This is a genomic window from Actinomadura fulvescens, from assembly GCF_039533225.1.
Lineage (GTDB): Bacteria > Actinomycetota > Actinomycetes > Streptosporangiales > Streptosporangiaceae > Spirillospora > Spirillospora fulvescens.
In genome coordinates, this window is sequence record NZ_BAAATD010000011.1 from 81,447 (window position 1) to 99,074 (window position 17,628).

The following is a 17,628-nucleotide window of genomic DNA, read 5'->3' on the forward strand; positions in this document are numbered from 1 at the left end:
CCGAACGGCGCAGGCCGACCTCCCGTTTGTGGGACGCCCCAAACCCAGGAAAAGTTGACCCGGCTCAGCGACCCTACGGTGTGATCTGCCCGGGCCGCTCCCTCTCCGGCCACATTTGACGCGGACGGCCAGCCTAGTCCCGAACACCCCTTCCGCGATACCGCCACGAAAAGACCATTGCACGCGAAACCGCAGGCAGCGAAGGGTTTTTTCAGGAATTTCATGAGTGTGGTTCGACCGCGCCGGGTAGATCGCCGCCTGACGATCTTCGTTGTGAGGAGGTTAGACAGGCATGTCCATCCCGTTAAAGACCGTCTGCTACGCGACCACCGTCGCGCTGGCGATGTCCCCGGGCATCGCCCAGGCGGCCGAGCTCACCCCGGCTGACCAGATCCACAAGCCGGCCGCGCCCGGAGCCGAGGGCGCTGTGCACGAGGCACCGGACGCACCCGCCCAGCACACGAGCCGGTCCGTATCCGGCAGGATCGCCGCGGCACAGGCCTCCGCCAGGATCGGCACCGCGAGAGCGGCGAGCCGATTCCACCTCGCCTGGGCCGCACAGCGCACGACACTGCTGCCAGGGCGCAAGGCCCGGACGCCGATGCAACAGGCCGTACGCAAGAAGCGAGCCCAGCTGGAGGCCAAGTGGCAGAGGCGCGCCGACCGTGCCATCAGGTTCGCACTCGCCCAGCGAGGCCGCCCGTACGTCTACGGCGACACCGGGCGCCGCGGCTTCGACTGTTCCGGCCTCGTCCAGCAGGCCTGGCGGCGCGCCGGGGTCTCCATGCCACGCGTCGCGGCCACCCAGTACAGGAAGATCCGCACGCGGGTCCCGCGCGCCAAGCTGCGTCCCGGCGACCTGGTCTTCTTCCACAGGCTCGGCCACGTCGGCATGTACCTCGGCAAGTCACGGTTCATCCATGCGCCGAGCACCGGACGCCGAGTGAGCGTCGAGCGGCTGAGGGGCCACTACCGCAGAAGCTACGTGGGGGCCGTGCGTCCCGGCTGGAAGCCGCTGCCGGCAATCCCGGCACGCCCGCACTGAAACCACGCCGGACGTGCGCCGGGCCGCCCGGCGCACGTTCGGCCACAATGACCCCATGACCACACTCGACGGGCGCCGTGTCTACACCCGCGCGGACCTCATGGAGGCGCACGGCCTCGGCCGCAGCACCCTGGAGAAGTGGTACCGGGAACGCACCGCGAACGGTCACCCGGAAGCCGCCGGAACGGTCGGCTCCCAACTCGCCTGGGACGCCGAGGCCTGGGACCGCTGGTACGCGTCCCGCGACGACGCCCTCCCACCTGGCCTGGTCACCCGTGACGACCTCATCGCCAGACACAACCTGTCCCGCCACACCCTCAAGAAGCTCTGGGCCGACCGTGCCGAGAACGGCCATCCCCAGCCCGTCCATCAGGTCGGCAAGGCTCTCTACTGGAATGAGTCGGAGTGGCTCGCCTGGTACGAGTCGTACGTCCGCCGAGCTCCCACCACCGCGCCGGACGACCTGGTCACCCTGGCGGAGGCCGCCCGCATCCTGGGCTTGGCCCAGTCAAGCGCCACGGTCTACGCCAAACGCCCGCCAGCCGGCTGGCCCGAGCCCGCCGAAGAGCAACCCTTGGGAGGCGGCCGGATACGCCGCCTCTACCGCCGCCAAGACATAGAAACCTACGCCGCCACCCGCCAAACCCCGTAGAGCAAGCCCCTCGCGAGCGCTCGGATGGCCCCATTAGGCCTACCGCCCCACCCCCAAACTGCGGCTCCGCCCCTAGACCCCCGTGGTGCAGCCCTTCGGTACGCATGCGCGGCCTCCCGCTGGCGCCGCCGGGCCGAGGCGTTTCACCTTTCAGTCCGGCCGAGTCGACCGCCGCCCAGGCCGTGATTCTCTGGAACCTTGATCCGATTGCCGGGAGATCCTCAGCGGGCTCTCCTCAGAACTGGCGGTCAACCCCCGTATAGCAACCGGTTGAGGGCCGCACGGTCGCCCACGAAGGCCACGGTCCCCTTGGTCAGCGCGGCGTCGAGCGAGTCTGGATCGGCCAGCAGGCCGCCGAGCGTCTTGGGGTCCGTACGGAGCGAGATGTCGGCCGTGGCGGGTTCACCGCTCTGTACCTGGACGTCCCCGGAGTCGACGGAGACCGTCCATACCGAGCCGTCGAGTTCGAGGCGACAAACGATCGGCGGCGCCGCCGGGTCGGGACGGGCATGACCGCGCAGGAAGATCAGCACCGAGGTGGCGCTGAGTGAGGTGGGCTCTGGAGGTTGGGGGGCGTCGATCCCCCAGTCGCTCAGAGCCAAGACGACCGGTTCGAGCTTCCGGCCCCACTCCGTCAGTTCGTAGACCTGCGGGCCTGTGGTCGACGCCAGTTTGCGGCGATGGATCACCTCGTGACGTTCGAGTTCGCGAAGCCGGTCGGCAAGCAGGTTCGAGCTGGCGTTGGGCAGAGCGTGCCGCAGCTCGGAGAAGCGTTGAGGCACCAGGAGCAACTCCCGGACGACCAGCAGGGCCCACCGCTCCCCGACGACGTCCAGGGCCCGAGCCATCCCACATGAGTCCCGATAGCTACGGCTGGTCGGCATGGCTCCCGCTCTCCTCGATCTGTCTTGATCCAAACGTACCACTCACAGAGGTTGTTTTTCACAACTCCTCATGGTTAGTGTTCAGCATCAACCCGACCGACAGGAGCATGCGATGAGCACTTCGCTTTCGACCCAGACCCCGGCCTCGGCTCACGAGCCCCAGCACGCGACAGTCGTGGACCCCGATGCGCACCAGGTCTTGTTCGAGAACGACCACGTTCGGGTGGTCCACGCCCGCGCCTCTCACGGCTGGGAAAGCGCGATGCACTCGCACCCGCCGATGCTGGTGGTCAACCTCGGCTCCGGGCGCCAGAAGGTGACCTGGGCGGATGGGTCAACGCAGATCGTGGATCTGAACCCTGGCGCGGTCGTCTGGCAAGAGGACGCTTTCGACCACGCCTGGGAGTTGCTGGCGGGCGAAGTGAACGTGATCCTCGTTGAGGTCAAGTCGGCATCCGCCGGAACACAGGCGTCAGGTAGCAGCCTTCAATGAGACACACCCAGGCGACGATGCGGCCATGGAGTCTCACTGAGGACGCCATGGCCCCGGGCCGTCATCAGAAGAAAGCGCCACGAAGAGTTCGAGGGTCTGTATGGCGCGCCTGATCGGCGTGCAGGGGACGTAGATATAAGTCGGCTGGCCGTCACCGCTCAGCACGTTGTAATGCCATCCCCGCCGGTCGATCTTCGCGGCGGCGACCCATAGCGCGCCATCGGCATTGTGGAGCCGCAGCGTAGGAATGTCGTGGTCGTAGAGTCGTGAGCACGCCCAGCCGCGCTTCTCCATGAGCGTGCCGAGCGTGTCCAGCCGAACGCATGCCCCGAACTGGTACTGCCAGGAGCGCTCGATTTTCACGTCAGACCGTGCACCCCACCATGCGTAGAGGCGTTCGAAGATGCGCGCGATCATTTGCCGATCTCCGCGAACACGATTTTTCCACCCTCGGCCACAGGACGCGTGCCCCAGCGAACGACCAGCTCAGAGATGATCATTAGTCCTCGACCGCCCTCCTCCATGCCGCCTGGAAACTGAATGACCGGAATCTTGTCTGATTGGTCCCATACTTCGATCACCAGGTGTTCCCGCCAGGGATAAGCCCGGACGACTATGTGATCATCTGGCGCTGACTGGCGCCACGCGTTCGTGGCCAGCTCCGACACGATCAGCCGGGGCAGGAAGTCATCGAAGTGGAGCGCCCCAGCGATCATCGCGACGTGATCCCGCGCCGATTTAATGGCTTCCGGCTCCGGCCTGAGAATGATCGTTTCGTTCATGCGGCGAACCTCCACTTCCGACTAAGAACATTCAGCCACCACGTTTGTGCTCTCCGTAATAAACTGCTGGTCACAGGCGACAAGAAACCGGGTGACCCGCCCACTTGGTTGGGTTCCGCTTGGGTCCCGGTTGAGGGAGGATGAGGACATGGGTGGCCAGCGCAAAACTCCAGAGCGCAAGCGCGGAACGGTGTCGCCTACGCTGCTCGCGTTCGGCCGGAGGTTCCGGCGCTTCCGGGAAGCGAAGGGATGGAGCCAAGAGAACGCCGCGCGCAGAGCCAACAATGGGGAGGGTGTGACAGGCCAATACATCGGGGCCGTCGAGAACGGTCGGACTCGATGTACGCGAGAGTTCGCGCGGAGCATGGACGACGCGATGGGAGCCGATGGCCAGCTCCTAGAGCTGTGGAACGACCTCGTTCAGGACGCGACCTTCCCGACGTGGTTCGACTGGCACACGGTCGAAGCGGCAGCCGCGCAACTCCAGGGCTATCAGCCGCTTCTGGTTCATGGCCTTCTCCAGACCCGCGCCTACGCCTGCGAGATACTTCGTGGGAACGAAACGCAAGTCGAGGCGCGAATGAAGCGACAGAGCATCCTCACGCGAGAGGAGGAACCACCTCCGGTGTTCTCCCTGGTGCTCGACCAGGTCGCTCTGGAGCGTCCCGTGGGACCGCCTGAGACGATGCGAGAGCAGTTGCAACACCTGGTGGCCATGAGCGCCCTCCACAACGTCACGATCCAGATCGTGCCGAGCAGCGGAACCCACGACGGAAACAGCGGAGCCTTTACGCTGGCAACGATGGAGGACAGGAGCGAGGTGGCCTACGCGGACATGGCGGCGCGCGGCATGACCCTCAGTGACCCGGAGGACATCGCCATCGTCACGAACTCTCTGATAGAGATCCGTTCCCTTGCCCTGCCGGTAGACCAGTCCCTAGAAGTGATTCATAGAACGGCGGAAGAACGATGGAGCAACTGAACTGGCGTAAGTCCAGCTACACGACGTCGAACGGCGGAGAGTGTGTCGAGCTGGCCAGCCTGAACAACGCGGTCGCCGTACGCGACTCCAAAGACCCCGACGGCCCGGTCATCCTTGTCCACCGAGCAGCCCTGAGGCGAGCCATCCGCGAAGCCAGCTAAAGGCGGCGAGGAAGAGCGATGGAGCAACTGAAGTGGCGCAAGTCCAGCTACACCACCTCGAACGGCGGAGCTTGCGTCGAGCTAGCCAGCCTGAACGATGCGGTCGCTGTGCGTGACTCCAAGAACCCGGAGGGTCCGGTCATCTTTGTCCACCGCGCGGTGCTGAGGCGGGCGATTCGCGAGGCGAGCTGAAGGCGGGGAAGAGCGATGGAGCAACTGAACTGGCGTAAGTCCAGCTACACAACGTCGAACGGCGGAGACTGCGTCGAGCTGGCCAGCCTGAACAACATGGTTGCCGTGCGCGACTCCAAAGACGCTGACGGCCCGGTCATCCTTGTCCACCGAGCAGCTCTGAGGCGAGCCATCCGCGAAGCCAGCTAAAGGCGGCGAGGAAGAGCGATGGAGCAACTGAAGTGGCGCAAGTCTAGCTACACGACGTCGAACGGCGGGAACTGCGTCGAGCTGGCGGGTTTGGACGACGCGGTTGCTGTGCGTGACTCCAAAGATCCTTACGGCCCGGTGATCCTTGTCCGCCGTGCGGCGCTGAGGCGGGCCATTCGCGAAGCGGCTGAAGGCAGCCTTTGGCGCGCAAGGTGACATAGTGCCAGCGGTCGGGGACGTGACGTAATCAGTGCAGCGTAATCGGGGTGTGACCAGGGTAGAGCTGGGGCATGAGGATCTCTACGTTGGTCATGGCCGTGACGGTTGCGGTGGCCGCGCCCGTCTTCGTGGCCGGGTGCGGGACCGAGCCCGAAGCCGCGATGTCGGTGTCGCCGACGTCCCAGCCGGCGGTCTCGAAGGCGGGCAACCTCGATCGGGCTGCCGTAACCGCGCTGAAGGCAGTGCCGGGAGGCTCGCTGACCTCCATTGAGACCGAGGGTCCCGGTTGGGAGGTACAGGTGGTGACGCCTGACGGCACCGAGCGAGAGCTGATGGTCACCGCCGACGGCGGCCGGGTCACCCGCAACGAGGCGAAGCAGGAAGACAAGGCCGACAAGGACAAGCACCGCAAGCGCATCCAAGCCGCGAAGCTCGATTACCGCGCAGCGGCCAGCAAGATGCTCTCGGCCGTGCCCAATTCCTCCATCACCGAGCTCAACCTGGACACGTATCGCGGTACGACGGTCTGGGAAGGCGACCTAGAGGACTCCAACAACGCCAAACACGAAGTGAAGATCGACGCCGCCTCCGGCAAGGTCCTGGTCAGCTAGTCACACACGCTGGATGCCCTCGTTCTGACGTGCGCCGTGGACGTGCACCGCTGAAGGGGTGAGGGTCTGGGGTCAGTCGGTTTTGGTGTAGTGCTTCAGGACTTCGGGGTTGGCCATGGAGTCGGGGTTGGCGGCCTGGTCGACCGGGGTTCCCAGGAGGATCTTGCGGACGGGGATCTCCAGCTTCTTGCCCGAGAGGGTGCGCGGGATGCCGGGGACCTCGTGGATCTCGTCCGGAACGTGGCGCGGCGAGAGGGCCGAACGGAGTGACCGCTTGAGGCGGGCGATCAGGTCGTCGGTGAGGGCGGCGTTCTCGGCGGGCTGGATGTAGAGGATCAGACGGCCCTCCCGGCCCAGGTGGCCGGTGTCGATGACCAGGCTGTCGGCGATCTCGTCGAAGGCCTCCACGACGCGGTAGAAGTCGGCGGTGCCCATGCGGATGCCGCCGCGGTTCAGGGTGGAGTCGGAACGGCCGTAGATGACGCAGCCGCCGTCATCGAGGATCTTGATCCAGTCACCGTGGCGCCAGATGCCCGGGAACGTGTCGAAATAGGACTCGCGGTAGCGCGCCATGTCCGGGTCGTTCCAGAAGAAGACGGGCATGGACGGCATCGGCTCGGTGAGGACCAGCTCGCCGACCTCGTCGATGACGGGGGTGCCGTCGCCCGTGTAGGCCTCGACCTTGGCGCCGAGGCCGCGGCACTGGATGACGCCCGCGCGCAGGGGCAGGAGCACGGAGGGGCCTACGAAGCCCGTACAGATGTCGGTGCCGCCGGAGAACGAGCCGAGGAGCAGGTCCTTGCCGATCGCTTCGTAGACCCAGCTGAAACCCTCGGGCGGCAGCGGGGAGCCGGTGGAGCCGATGCCGCGAAGGGCCGACAGGTCGAAGGTCTTGCCCGGCTGCTCGCCCGCCTTGAGCGAGGCCATGATGTAGGGCGCGCCCACGCCGAAGTAGGTGACATTGGTGTCGGCCGCGAGTTTCCAGAGGTCGACCGGAGCACCGTCGTACATGACGACGGTGGAGCCTACGAGCAGGCCGCCGATGAGGTAGTTCCACATCATCCAGCCGGTCGTGGTGTACCAGAAGAACACGTCGCCGTGGCCGAGGTCTTGGTGGAACGAGAGCGCCTTGAGGTGCTCCAGCACGACGCCACCGTGGCCGTGGACGATCGGCTTGGGAAGGCCGGTGGTACCCGAGGAGTAGACCACCCAGAGGGGATGGTCGAACGGGACGTCCTCGAACGCCAGGGGGTGGCCGTCGCGGGGAAGGTCGCTGTAGGGGACGCCTACGCGAAGGTCAGCGGCCGACGAGGCCGGGTCGAGGTAGGGGACGAGGACGGTCGCGGAGAGGGTCGGGAGGGCGTCTTCGATCTCGCGGACGACGTCCATGCGGTTGAAGTGCTGGCCGTTGTAGGCGTAGCCGTCGACGGCGATGAAGACCTTGGGTTCGATCTGCGCGAAACGGTCGATGACGCTGGACGAGCCGAAGTCCGGGGAGCAGGACGACCAGATTGCGCCGAGCGACGCGGTGGCGAGGAAGCAGACCAGTGCCTCGGGGATGTTGGGCAGGTAGGCCGCGACCCGGTCGCCCTTGCCGACGCCCAGCTCGGCCAGTCCGGCCCGTACCTCCGCCACGTGCAGCGCCAGCTCGCGATAGCTGAGCAGGCGGTGCCCGCCCGCCTCGGAGCGGAAGACCACGGCGGTCTCGTCGGGGGTCTCGTCGGCACGCCGGAGGGCGTTGGCGGCGTAGTTGACGGTCGCCCCGTCGAACCACCGCAGCCCGTCGACCGGCATGCGGCCCTCGGAACGGACCGGGCCGTCGCCCCGGTGGCCGACCACCTTGAAGTAGTCCCAGATGGAGTCCCAGAACGCGTCGACCTCGGTGACCGACCAGCGCCACAGCTCGTCGTAGGTGTCGGCCAGGATGCCGCGGTCCCACAGCCAGTGCAGGTAGTGCGTCACCTTCGCGTTGGCGACGACTTCCTCCGACGGCTCCCAGAGCCGAGCACCCTCGGGGGTCAGTTCGTCCTGCGACATTCGACCGGCCTCCTATCCCCACCGCGCCGCGCCGCGCGGTTTTCCCAGCATCAGGCCAGCATGCATGCCCCTGCAACCCGGCTTTCAACCGGGGTCGGCGATCATCATCCGCCGGCCCACCCAAGACGCCGCCCGCCGCCACCAGCGCACCACCCGAAACGGCGCCCCGACGCCGCTAGCGGACCATCCGCGACGGCGAACGGCGCCACCACCGCGCCACCCGCGACAGCGCACTGCGCCACCAGCGGGCCACCCGCGACAGCACACGGCGCCGCCAGCACGACGCCCGGGACGACGCATGGCGCCACCAGCGCGCCACCCGCGACAGCGCACTGCGCCACCAGCGGGCTGGTCGGGACGGCGCACGGAGCTGTTAGCGGGGCGCCGCGGGGCCTTCGGCGAGGGACGTCACCGCGCGGAGGACCGCGTCGGTGTCGGCGAGGGTCGGCAGGACGACCTCGGCACCGGCGGCACGCAGCTCGGTCTCGGTGGCGCTGCCGGTGGCGACGGCGATGATCGGCGAGCCCGCGATGTGGGCGGCCTGGACGTCGCGCGGGGAGTCGGCGATGAAGACCGTGGTCGACTCGGTGAAGCGGGCGCCGTGCTTCTCCCCCGCCCGGGACCGCGCCACCTCCAGCAGCGCGGCCTTGCTGTAGACGCCGTTCTCGTAGCCGCCGACCTCCAGGTCGAGAGGCCCGGCCAGGCCGAGCTCGGTCACCTTCAGAACGGCGTTGGGCTGGATTGACCCGGTCAGCACGGACTGGACGGTGCCGGGGAGGCGGGAGAGGGCGGACACGGCCTCGATCGCGCCCGGCAGTACCCGGCCGTGGGCCTTGAGGTCGGCGCGGCGGGCCGCGAAGGCCTCGGCGAGCGCGGGCATGAACGCGGGCAGATGATCGTCGGTGGTGACGATGTCGTTGAACGCGAGCGTCTCGAAGATGATCTCCGACTCGGTCCGGCCCGGCGTCGGGGCCAGCCGTACCAGCGGCCTGCCGGTGGTCCGCTGGAACGCCTCGGCGTAAGCCTCCCGGGTGACGCGCCCCACGTCCACCAGGGTGTGATCGATGTTCCACAGCACCAGGCGGTTCAGCGTTGCCATCCCGTTCCTTGCTCGCCGTCCAGAGACCAGCGTCGCGCGCGGCCCGCCCGCCGGTGCGGGCGAGCTAATGGTCGGCCCTCGGCCCTGCTCCCCGCAAGCCGACCACCCACGCCGCCGCCGCGACCACACCCCCACCGCCAGCGTCTGAGCGGACTACCAGGCCGGGCCGCTGCCGGGCGTGCGCGAACCCTGGAGTGCGGGGCCGGACGCATGCAGGGCAGGGCGAGCGGGTGCCGAACCAGTGCGGGCAGGTGTGGCAGGAGCCGGGCGGATGCGACCGGGCGGGGGTGGGTGCCGGGCGTTGGTGAGGGGCCCGGCACCCCGGGCGTCAGCCCATGTGCGGGTAGCGGTAGTCGGTCGGCGGGGCGAAGGTCTCCTTGATCGACCGGGTGTTGACCCAGCGGATCAGGTTGAACAGCGAACCGGCCTTGTCGTTGGTGCCGCTGGCGCGGGCGCCGCCGAACGGCTGCTGGCCGACGACCGCGCCGGTGGGCTTGTCGTTGACGTAGAAGTTGCCCGCCGCGAAGCGCAGCTTGTGGGTCGCCTCGGCGATCGCCTGCCGGTCCTGCGCGATCACTGCTCCGGTCAGCGCGTACTCCGCGATGCTCTCCATCTGGTCGAGCATCGTGTCGTAGTCGCGGTCCTCGTAGACGTGCACGCCGAGGATCGGGCCGAAGTACTCCTTGGTGAACAGGTCGTCGGTCGGGTCGGCGGACTCCAGCACGGTCGGGCGGACGAACCAGCCCTCGGAGTCGTCCAGGCCGCCACCGGCGAGGATCTTGATCGAGTCCAGGCCCTGGGCCCGCTCGATCGCCGCCTTGTGCTTGGCGAACGCCCGTTCGTCGATGACCGCGCCCATGAACGCCGACAGGTCCTCGGCGACGTTGCCCATCGTGAGCGCCTCGACCTCGTCGCAGAACTCGTCGCGCATCCGCTCCCAGATCGACCGCGGCACGTACGCGCGGGAGGCGGCCGAGCACTTCTGGCCCTGGTACTCGAACGCGCCGCGCACCATCGCGGTCTTGAGCACCGCCGGGTCGGCCGACGGGTGGGCGACGATGAAGTCCTTGCCGCCGGTCTCCCCCACCAGGCGCGGGTAGCCCTTGTAACCCGCGATGTTCTCGCCGACGGTCCGCCAGAGGTGCTGGAACGTCCCGGTGCTGCCGGTGAAGTGGATGCCGGCGAGCTCGGGGTGCGTCAACGCCACGTTCGACACCGCCTGGCCGTCGCCGGTGACCAGGTTGATCACGCCGGGCGGCAGGCCCGCCTCCTCCAGCAGCCGCATCGTGAAGTGCGCGGCGAACTGCTGCGTCGGCGAGGGCTTCCAGACCACCACGTTGCCCATGAGCGCGGCGGACGTGGGCAGGTTGCCCGCGATGGCGCTGAAGTTGAACGGGGTGATCGCGAGCACGAAGCCTTCGAGCGGACGGTACTCCATCCGGTTCCACACGCCGGGCGAGGAGGACGGCTGCTGGGTGTAGAGCCGGCGCGCGTAGTCGACGTTGAAACGCCAGAAGTCGATCAGCTCGCAGGCCGAGTCGATCTCCGCCTGCTGGACCGACTTGGACTGCCCCATGACGGTCGCGGCGTTCAGCGTCGACCGCCACGGCCCCGACAGCAGATCGGCGGCCTTGAGCAGGATCGCGGCCCGGTCGTCGAACGACAGCGCGCGCCACCCGGGCGCGGCCTCGCGCGCGGCGTCCACCGCGGCCCGCACGTCGTCGTCGGTCGCGTTCCTCAGCTGGCCGAGCACATGCCGATGGTTGTGCGGCTCCACCACGTCGACGGGCGCGCCGCCGCCGAGCCGCCGCTCGCCGCCGATCGTCATGGTCAGGTCGATCTGCTCGCCGCCGAGTTCCTTGATCTTGGCCTCGAGCGCGGCCCGCTCGCCGCTGCCCGGCGCATAGCCCTTGACCGGCTCGTTCACCGGTACGGGCACGTTGGTGACGGCATCCATCTGATCGCTCCCAGAAATCCGACATCGTTGTCGATACGCACGCTTCGTCGCACGGGACGGGTGCCTCATCGCGGCCCTGACGACCGGAGATCTACCCGCCTGGCGACGGCGTCTACCCGCACCCTATGAGATCTCGCCCAATCGCTCCGATTCGGCGCTCAGGCGGTCAGATCGCCCAGCTCCTGCGTGGCGTACCACATGAGCTCGTGGCCCTCGGCGCCGTCGACCGTGAAGCGCGCGTCCTCGTCGCCCGCGTCGGCGGCGGCCAGCGCCTCGACGGCCGCGCGCACGTCGGCCTCGGCGGCGGGGTCGTCCACGTGCCCGGATGCGATCTTCTGCCACGGAACGGCGGCGCTCACCCGGACCAGCGCACGGGAGTCGTCGGCCAGGGACGCGTGCCCCCGGGCCCATTCGACCTGCTGGTCGGGCACCTCGGCGGCCAGCACCACCCGGCGGGCGGGCACCTTCGGATCGTCGGCGAGCAGCCGCAGCGAGGCCCGGGCGGCGGCGGTCATCGCCGCGTACTCCAGCTCCTCAAGGTCGCCGCCGGCGTACCACTCGCGGAGGGCGGGCGTCACCGCGTAGGCGGCGAGCGGCGCGGGACCGGCCTCGCGGGCCTCCAGCAGGCGAGCGAGTCCGGCGAGGGTGGACGGCAGGTAGACGCGCATGACGATCAGCCAGTCTGCCAGACTGGACGCTCTGTGGTCAGACCGACAGGCCCAGCCCGCGGAGCGCGTCGAGGGTCTCCGCCGGGCCGGTGTGCAGGATGCCGCGCATGCCGAGAGCCTCGGCGGCGGCGACGTTGTGCTCGATGTCGTCGATGAAGACGCAGTCGGCGGCCGTCAGGCCGAGCAGCCGGACCGCGTGCTGGAAGATCGCCGCGTCGGGCTTGCGCAGCCCCACCTCGCAGGAGATGACCACCGCGTCGAACAGGTCCGCGAACAGGTCGCGCGGGTAGTCGTTGCCCCACGAGTTGGAGAGCAGGGCGGTGCGGGTGCCGCCGCCGCGCAGGGTGCGGAGCGCGTCGTACATCGGCTGGACGGGGGTGAACGCGGTGAACATGCGGGCGATGAGGCCCTCCGCGACGACCGGGCCGCCGTCCACGGTGAGCAGTTCGGCCGCCAGCAGGCGTTCGAACTCGGCCGGGTCGAGCGTGCCGTCCTCCAGGCCGTGGATCGGGTTGGTGCCCTCCCCGTCGTAGGCCTGCCTGACCCAGGCGCGCATCACCGTGCGGTACTGGTCGGTGTCGATCCGGTCGGCGGCCAGCCAGGTGGCGATGGCGTCGTTGAGCGGCGAGGTCAGCACCCCGCCCCAATCGGTGATCACAGCTTTGACGGTCACGGCCCGATCCTAGGCGCTCCCGGCCCATGGAACCGAACGGCGTTCTGCCACACTGGCGGCCATGGACTTCGAACCCAGCCCGAAGGCACGCGATCTCCAGGTCACACTTCAGGAGTTCATGGACGAGCACGTGTACCCGGCCGAGCCGGTCTACGCGGCCTGGCGCGCGGCGAACGATCCGCACGCGCTGCCTCCCGTCGTCGAGGAGCTGAAGGCCGAAGCCCGCCGCCGCGGCCTGTGGAACCTCTTCCTGCCGGACGTGTCGGGCCTGTCGAACCTGGAGTACGCGCCGCTCGCCGAGCTCACCGGACGGTCTCCCGACCTGGCGCCCGAGGCGGTCAACTGCGCCGCGCCGGACACCGGGAACATGGAGGTCCTGCACATGTTCGGCACCGAGGAGCAGCGGAAGCGGTGGCTGGAACCGCTGCTGAACGGTGAGATCCGGTCCGCGTTCGCGATGACCGAGCCGGAGGTGGCCTCGTCCGACGCCGCCAACATCACCACCTCGATCGTCCGGGACGGCGACGAGTACGTGATCAACGGACGCAAGTGGTTCATCACCGGCGCCGCCGACGAACGCTGCAAGATCTTCATCGTCATGGGCAAGACCGACCCGGACGCGCCGGCGCACCGGCAGCAGTCGCAGATCCTGGTGCCGCGCGACACCCCGGGCGTGCGCGTGCTGCGGCACCTGCCGGTCTTCGGCTACCAGGACCAGCACGGGCACTCGGAGATCCTCTTCGAGGACGTGCGCGTCCCGGCGGCCAACCTCATCGCGGGCGAGGGCGACGGGTTCATGATCGCCCAGGCGCGGCTGGGACCGGGCCGCATCCACCACTGCATGCGGGCGCTGGGCATGGCCGAACGGGCCCTGGAGCTGATGTGCCGCCGCGCCGTCGACCGCGTCGCGTTCGGCGGGCCGCTGGCCGAGCAGGGCGTCGTGCAGCAGCAGATCGCCGAGTCGCGGATGGCCGTCGAGCAGGCCCGGCTGATGACGCTCAAGACCGCCTGGCTGATCGACAAGCACGGCGCCAAGGGCGCGCGGACCGAGATCGCGGCCATCAAGGTGATCGTGCCGCGCGTCACGCACCAGGTGCTCGACCGGGCCATCCAGATCCACGGCGGCGCCGGCGTCTCTGACGACACCCCGTTGGCGGCGATGTACGCCTGGGTACGCGCCATGCGCATCTTCGACGGCCCAGACGAAGTCCACATCCGCACCGTGGCACGACAAGAGCTGCGTTCCTACCGCCCTCGGCCCTGAGCGCTCGCGTGACAGTGACAAGCGCATTGCCCGGCCGTCACGCGAGCGCGCGGCGCTGAGCGGAGAGCGAGCCGCAGGCGAAGCACTCCGCGAAGATCGCGAAGCGATGTCGCGCTCGCCGCTTTTGCGGTTCGGCGGCCGAGCCGCCAGGCGAGGCCGCTGAGGCCGCGAAAGCCAATGAACACAGCCAAAAAAGATCATGCGATCGGCGGAGGGATGCCGATCGCATGATCGTCAGGCGGGGACCGTCGGGTTCGGGAGCGTTCGGATTCGGGAGCGTTCGGACTCGGGGAACGTTCGCGTCAGGACACGTTCGGGTTGAGGACGTTTGGGTCGGAGACGTTTGGTCGGGTGGTCTTGCGTCGAGGGACGTTCGGGTCGGGGGGCAGGGAGCGGGGATCAGGGAGCGCGGGGCCGCGCCTCAGCCCGCGCGCTCGCGCGCGCCGGCCGAGCCGGGGCCTACGCGGATCTCAGGCGCTGTAGCGCCTCTCGTACTCCTCCGTGGGACTCCTCCAACGCGACTGTGGCGCGCGCTGCCGGGACCTCGCCCAGGAGCGAGACCAGCGCGACGCGGGTGTCGCCTCCGGCCTCGGTGAGCGCGTTCTCACAGGTGAGGGCGTCCAGGCCGGTCGCCTCGGTGAGAATGCGCACCAGCCGTGCGCGGAGCTTGGCATTGAGCGCGTTCACGCTGACCATCAGGTTGGAGTAGGTCCTACCCAGCCTGATCATCAGGGTGGTGGAGAAGGAGTTGAGCACCAGTTTGGTGGCGGTGCCCGCCTTCATCCGGGTGGAGCCGCTGATCACCTCGGGTCCGGTGGCCAGCCCGATGTGCACGTCGACCTCGTCGCCGTAGGGTGTGTGCGGATTGCAGCTGATGAGCGCCGTGTGCGCCCCGGCGGCCGTGGCGGCGCGCAGGGCGCCGACGACGTAGGGGGTGCGGCCGCTCGCGGCGACGCCGATGGCGACATCGCCCGGCTGGACCTCGGCGGCGTCCCGGGCGCCCTGCTCGTGGTCGTCCTCGGCCTCCGAGACCGCCTGGGACAGTGCGCGGGGTCCACCCGCGTGGTGTGCGACGACCCGGCCCCAGATGCCGAACGTCGGGGGCAGCTCGGCCGCGTCGAGCGCGGCGAGCCGTCCGGACGTTCCGGCGCCGAAGTAGTGCACTCTGCCGCCCGCCCGCAGGGATTCCACCGCGAGATCCACCAGCCGTGCCAGGTCGGGCAGCACGGCCGCCACCACCAGGTGGACCGTGGCGTCCTCGCTGTTGATACGGCGGAGCACCTCCAGGGTGGGCAGCGTGTCGACGTCAATGGTCCGTGGGTTCCGCCCCTCTGTGGGGAGTTCGCAGTCGATCACCGACGCCTCCGGTCGGGTCGCACGGTCCGCCCACGGACCGCCTCGTACGTGGCCTCAAGGGCCTTGCGGGTCTGCCCGAACGTGCGCTGGGCCACCCCGACGAAGACGCAGTCGACCACGGTCAACTGTGCCAGCCGGCTGGCGGTCGCGCCCGATCGGAACGTGGTCTCCCGGGCCGCCGTCGTCAGGATCAGGTCGGCTACTTCGGCGATCGGGGACTTGGGGAAATTGGTCAGGGCTACCGTCGTCACCCCCTTGCTCTTTGCTACCTCCAGCGCGTCGATGGTCTCCACCGTCGCGCCCGTGTGCGAGATCCCGATCGCGACGTCCCCGCTGCCCAGCACCGCGGCGCTGGTCAGCATGATGTGGGCGTCCGACCAGGCGTAGCAGACTCTTGCGATGCGATGCATCTTCTGCTGGAAGTCCTTGGCGACGAACGCGCTCGCACCGACGCCGTAGACGTCGACGCGTTCCGCGCCCACGATCGCGTCGACGACCTGCTCGAGCACCTTGATGTCGAGCTGGGCCGCGGTCTCTTCCACGGCCCGGGCGTCGGCGAAGGTCACCTTCTCCACGATCTGTTCGAGGGAGTCGTCAGGACTGATGTCGCTGCCGATGACCCGGCCGCCGGAGGCGCTCTGTGCCCTCCCCGCCTCCGTCGCCAGGGTCAACCGCAGCTCTGGATATCCATGAAACCCGATCGCCCGGCAGAACCTGATGACCGTGGTCTCGGAGGTGCCACAGTTCTGGGCGAGTTCGGTGATGGTGGAGTTGGCGACCCCTTCGGGATCGTCGATGACGCGTTGCGCGACGCGGCGCTCTGCGGGGGGAAGCGAAGGAAGCAGCGAACGCACCCGCACCACGGTGCTCAGCGGCGTCGTCTCCTTGACGACCGCGTCGACCTTGGGTGCCCCGGTCTCCCCTATGCCCCCGGGCTCTGAGCCGGTGGGTTTCCTCATGATGGAAATTTTCTTACTTGTCGGATGTCACGTCAACGGTAGAAAGGGCTACGGTCGCCATGTGTTGACCCATTTGGCCGGTCCTTACGTGATCGGCATAGACGCGGGTGGCACGAAGACCCGCTGTGTCGTACTAACGCTCGGGGGCGCTCTGGCCGGTTCCGGAACCGGTCCCGGAGCCAACCCCAATTCCGGCGGCGATACCGCGGGTGCGCTCACCACCGCTCTCCAGACGGCGCTCGGTGACCTGGATCGGTCCCACATCCTCGCCGGCGTCTTCGGGATCGCCGGGGCCGGGTCGGCCGGCCGTCCCGCCGCGGTCAGCGCGGCGCGGCGGGCCTGGCAGGCCGTCGGGCTGCGCGGCTCGCCCGCCGTCGTGACCGACATCGCGGTGGCCTTCGCCGCCGGCACCAGCGCACCGAAGGGCATCGTGGTGTTCTCCGGTACCGGTGCCGGGGCCGCGGTCATCAGCGACGGCGCGATCGTGCAGCGCGCCGACGGCTACGGCTGGCTGGTCGGCGACGAGGGCTCGGCCGTCTGGCTGGGCCGGGAGGCGGTCCGGGCCGCGCTGGCGGCCTACGACGGACGGGGGTCGCCGACCCTGCTCACCGAGTCGGTGCCGCGCGCGCTGCTCGGCGCGGCCGTCGTCACGGAGATCGACTCCAGTCGTCCACGGCCACGGCACGAACGGCCCCTGGCACTGGCAGGCGCACCCGCTCTCGCCTCCAGACCCGCTCCCAGGAGTACTCCGGCGACCGTTCCGAGAGCCTCTCCGCCGGGGGCGGCCACGGCGACGCTCGACGAGCCCCCGGCGCACGCCCAGGCGACGCCGAACCCGCAGCTCGCCCAGGCGATCATCAAGGAGGTGTACGGCCGCCCACCCGCCGCGCTGGGCCGTCTCGGCCCGGTCGTCGCGGCCGCCGCGGCCGCAGGTGATCCGGTGGCCCGGCGGATCACCGAGGAGGCGGCCCAGTGGTTGCTGCGCGACGTCGACGCGGTCCGGCCCGCGCTCGCCGATCCGTACGCCCCGGTCGTCATGCACGGCTCCGTGCTCCGCGACGGCCCGGTCGCCGAGGCCGTCCGCGACGGGCTGCGCGACCGGTTCGCCGCCGATCCGCGGCGGGCGGGCGACGGCGCCGTCGGCGCGGCAGGCCTGGCCCTGCGCCGCCTCGGCCACGCTCTGGCGTAGGTCCGAGCCGTCCGCGCACCGCCGATGCGCTTTGAGGCACCGGCCCCGGTGGTACCAACCGATATGGCTGCGTAACCCCGCGGCGTCACCCGGCCTGCTTTTCCGCGACGTGTTCTCGCGGTGGGCCCCCGCGTGTCCTCAGCATGCCGTGAGTCCGCCGCGCCGCGAGTCGACATGGCGCGCGAGAGCGGCTAACGTCGCGGGGTCAGATCACAA

21 protein-coding genes are annotated in these 17,628 nt (G+C 69.1%); 11 read left to right on the forward strand and 10 right to left on the reverse strand.

The genetic code is table 11. The features are described 5' to 3' along the window. The first annotated feature begins 292 nt into the window (after positions 1–292). Positions 293–1,045 (forward strand): C40 family peptidase, encoded by a 753-nt coding sequence (locus ABD333_RS34095; RefSeq protein WP_344546672.1) that lies wholly within the window; start codon positions 293–295, stop codon positions 1,043–1,045. Positions 1,046–1,100: 55 nt separating this feature from the next. Continuing rightward, a complete protein-coding gene (locus ABD333_RS34100; RefSeq protein ID WP_344546673.1) occupies positions 1,101–1,697 on the forward strand; it encodes a hypothetical protein in 597 nt (198 codons plus the stop codon). Positions 1,698–1,945: 248 nt separating this feature from the next. Here ABD333_RS34100 and ABD333_RS34105 read toward each other — a convergent pair whose 3' ends face one another. Then, positions 1,946–2,545 carry a winged helix-turn-helix transcriptional regulator gene (locus ABD333_RS34105; protein ID WP_344546674.1) on the reverse strand — a complete coding sequence of 200 codons (600 nt, stop codon included), beginning with the start codon at positions 2,543–2,545 and terminating at the stop codon, positions 1,946–1,948. Between the two features lie 211 nt (positions 2,546–2,756). Between ABD333_RS34105 and ABD333_RS34110 the strand changes: the two genes are divergently transcribed. Then, positions 2,757–3,074, forward strand: coding sequence for a hypothetical protein (locus tag ABD333_RS34110; protein ID WP_344546675.1), 318 nt, complete (start codon positions 2,757–2,759; stop codon positions 3,072–3,074). 33 nt (positions 3,075–3,107) lie between these two features. Here the strand turns inward: ABD333_RS34110 and ABD333_RS34115 are convergent, their stop codons facing one another. Next, a complete protein-coding gene (locus ABD333_RS34115; RefSeq protein ID WP_344546676.1) occupies positions 3,108–3,491 on the reverse strand; it encodes a hypothetical protein in 384 nt (127 codons plus the stop codon). After that, complete coding sequence (locus ABD333_RS34120; protein ID WP_344546677.1) at positions 3,488–3,856, reverse strand: ATP-binding protein; 369 nt, start codon at positions 3,854–3,856, stop codon at positions 3,488–3,490. Before ABD333_RS34120 ends, ABD333_RS34115 begins: the two co-directional genes overlap by 4 nt. Positions 3,857–4,004: 148 nt before the next feature. Here ABD333_RS34120 and ABD333_RS34125 point away from each other — a divergent pair, with 148 nt between their 5' ends. From ABD333_RS34125 to ABD333_RS34150, 6 genes are all read left to right on the forward strand, one after another. Continuing rightward, a complete protein-coding gene (locus tag ABD333_RS34125) occupies positions 4,005–4,838 on the forward strand; it encodes a helix-turn-helix domain-containing protein (RefSeq protein WP_344546678.1) in 834 nt (277 codons plus the stop codon). After that, positions 4,826–4,999 (forward strand): DUF397 domain-containing protein, encoded by a 174-nt coding sequence (locus ABD333_RS34130; protein WP_344546679.1) that lies wholly within the window; start codon positions 4,826–4,828, stop codon positions 4,997–4,999. Before ABD333_RS34125 ends, ABD333_RS34130 begins: the two co-directional genes overlap by 13 nt. A gap of 18 nt (positions 5,000–5,017) precedes the next feature. Next, positions 5,018–5,191 (forward strand): DUF397 domain-containing protein, encoded by a 174-nt coding sequence (locus ABD333_RS34135; protein WP_344546680.1) that lies wholly within the window; start codon positions 5,018–5,020, stop codon positions 5,189–5,191. 15 nt (positions 5,192–5,206) lie between these two features. Next, positions 5,207–5,380: a DUF397 domain-containing protein gene (locus ABD333_RS34140; RefSeq protein ID WP_344546681.1), complete on the forward strand. Its 174-nt coding sequence runs from the start codon at positions 5,207–5,209 to the stop codon at positions 5,378–5,380. A gap of 18 nt (positions 5,381–5,398) precedes the next feature. Next, the gene (locus tag ABD333_RS34145) at positions 5,399–5,596 is read left to right on the forward strand and encodes a DUF397 domain-containing protein (RefSeq protein WP_344546682.1); all 198 of its coding nucleotides are present in this window, start codon (positions 5,399–5,401) and stop codon (positions 5,594–5,596) included. A 95-nt stretch (positions 5,597–5,691) separates the two neighbouring features. Next, positions 5,692–6,210: a PepSY domain-containing protein gene (locus tag ABD333_RS34150; protein ID WP_344546893.1), complete on the forward strand. Its 519-nt coding sequence runs from the start codon at positions 5,692–5,694 to the stop codon at positions 6,208–6,210. Between the two features lie 72 nt (positions 6,211–6,282). Here ABD333_RS34150 and ABD333_RS34155 read toward each other — a convergent pair whose 3' ends face one another. The 5 genes from ABD333_RS34155 to ABD333_RS34175 form a co-directional block, all read right to left on the reverse strand. After that, the gene (locus ABD333_RS34155) at positions 6,283–8,247 is read right to left on the reverse strand and encodes an acetoacetate--CoA ligase (protein WP_344546683.1); all 1,965 of its coding nucleotides are present in this window, start codon (positions 8,245–8,247) and stop codon (positions 6,283–6,285) included. Between the two features lie 373 nt (positions 8,248–8,620). Beyond that, on the reverse strand, positions 8,621–9,346 hold the full coding sequence (locus ABD333_RS34160; protein ID WP_344546684.1) for an HAD family hydrolase: 726 nt from the start codon (positions 9,344–9,346) through the stop codon (positions 8,621–8,623). A 328-nt stretch (positions 9,347–9,674) separates the two neighbouring features. Then, positions 9,675–11,303: an L-glutamate gamma-semialdehyde dehydrogenase gene (gene pruA, locus ABD333_RS34165; protein WP_344546685.1), complete on the reverse strand. Its 1,629-nt coding sequence runs from the start codon at positions 11,301–11,303 to the stop codon at positions 9,675–9,677. Positions 11,304–11,461: 158 nt separating this feature from the next. Then, positions 11,462–11,971, reverse strand: a complete 510-nt coding sequence (locus ABD333_RS34170) for a DUF6912 family protein (RefSeq protein WP_344546686.1) — start codon at positions 11,969–11,971, stop codon at positions 11,462–11,464. 37 nt (positions 11,972–12,008) lie between these two features. After that, on the reverse strand, positions 12,009–12,644 hold the full coding sequence (locus ABD333_RS34175; RefSeq protein WP_344546687.1) for an HAD family hydrolase: 636 nt from the start codon (positions 12,642–12,644) through the stop codon (positions 12,009–12,011). Positions 12,645–12,705: 61 nt separating this feature from the next. On the opposite strand from ABD333_RS34175, the gene ABD333_RS34180 reads away from it, so the two are divergent. Then, positions 12,706–13,908: an acyl-CoA dehydrogenase family protein gene (locus ABD333_RS34180; protein ID WP_344546688.1), complete on the forward strand. Its 1,203-nt coding sequence runs from the start codon at positions 12,706–12,708 to the stop codon at positions 13,906–13,908. A gap of 459 nt (positions 13,909–14,367) precedes the next feature. Here ABD333_RS34180 and ABD333_RS34185 read toward each other — a convergent pair whose 3' ends face one another. After that, positions 14,368–15,264 (reverse strand): N-acetylmuramic acid 6-phosphate etherase, encoded by an 897-nt coding sequence (locus ABD333_RS34185; RefSeq protein ID WP_344546689.1) that lies wholly within the window; start codon positions 15,262–15,264, stop codon positions 14,368–14,370. Beyond that, entirely contained in the window at positions 15,261–16,223 is a 963-nt protein-coding gene (locus ABD333_RS34190; protein WP_344546690.1) for a MurR/RpiR family transcriptional regulator, read from the reverse strand. The genes ABD333_RS34185 and ABD333_RS34190 overlap by 4 nt, the downstream gene beginning before the upstream one ends. Positions 16,224–16,284: 61 nt before the next feature. Here ABD333_RS34190 and ABD333_RS34195 point away from each other — a divergent pair, with 61 nt between their 5' ends. Continuing rightward, on the forward strand, positions 16,285–17,412 hold the full coding sequence (locus tag ABD333_RS34195) for an N-acetylglucosamine kinase (RefSeq protein ID WP_344546691.1): 1,128 nt from the start codon (positions 16,285–16,287) through the stop codon (positions 17,410–17,412). The last annotated feature ends 216 nt before the right edge of the window (positions 17,413–17,628 follow it).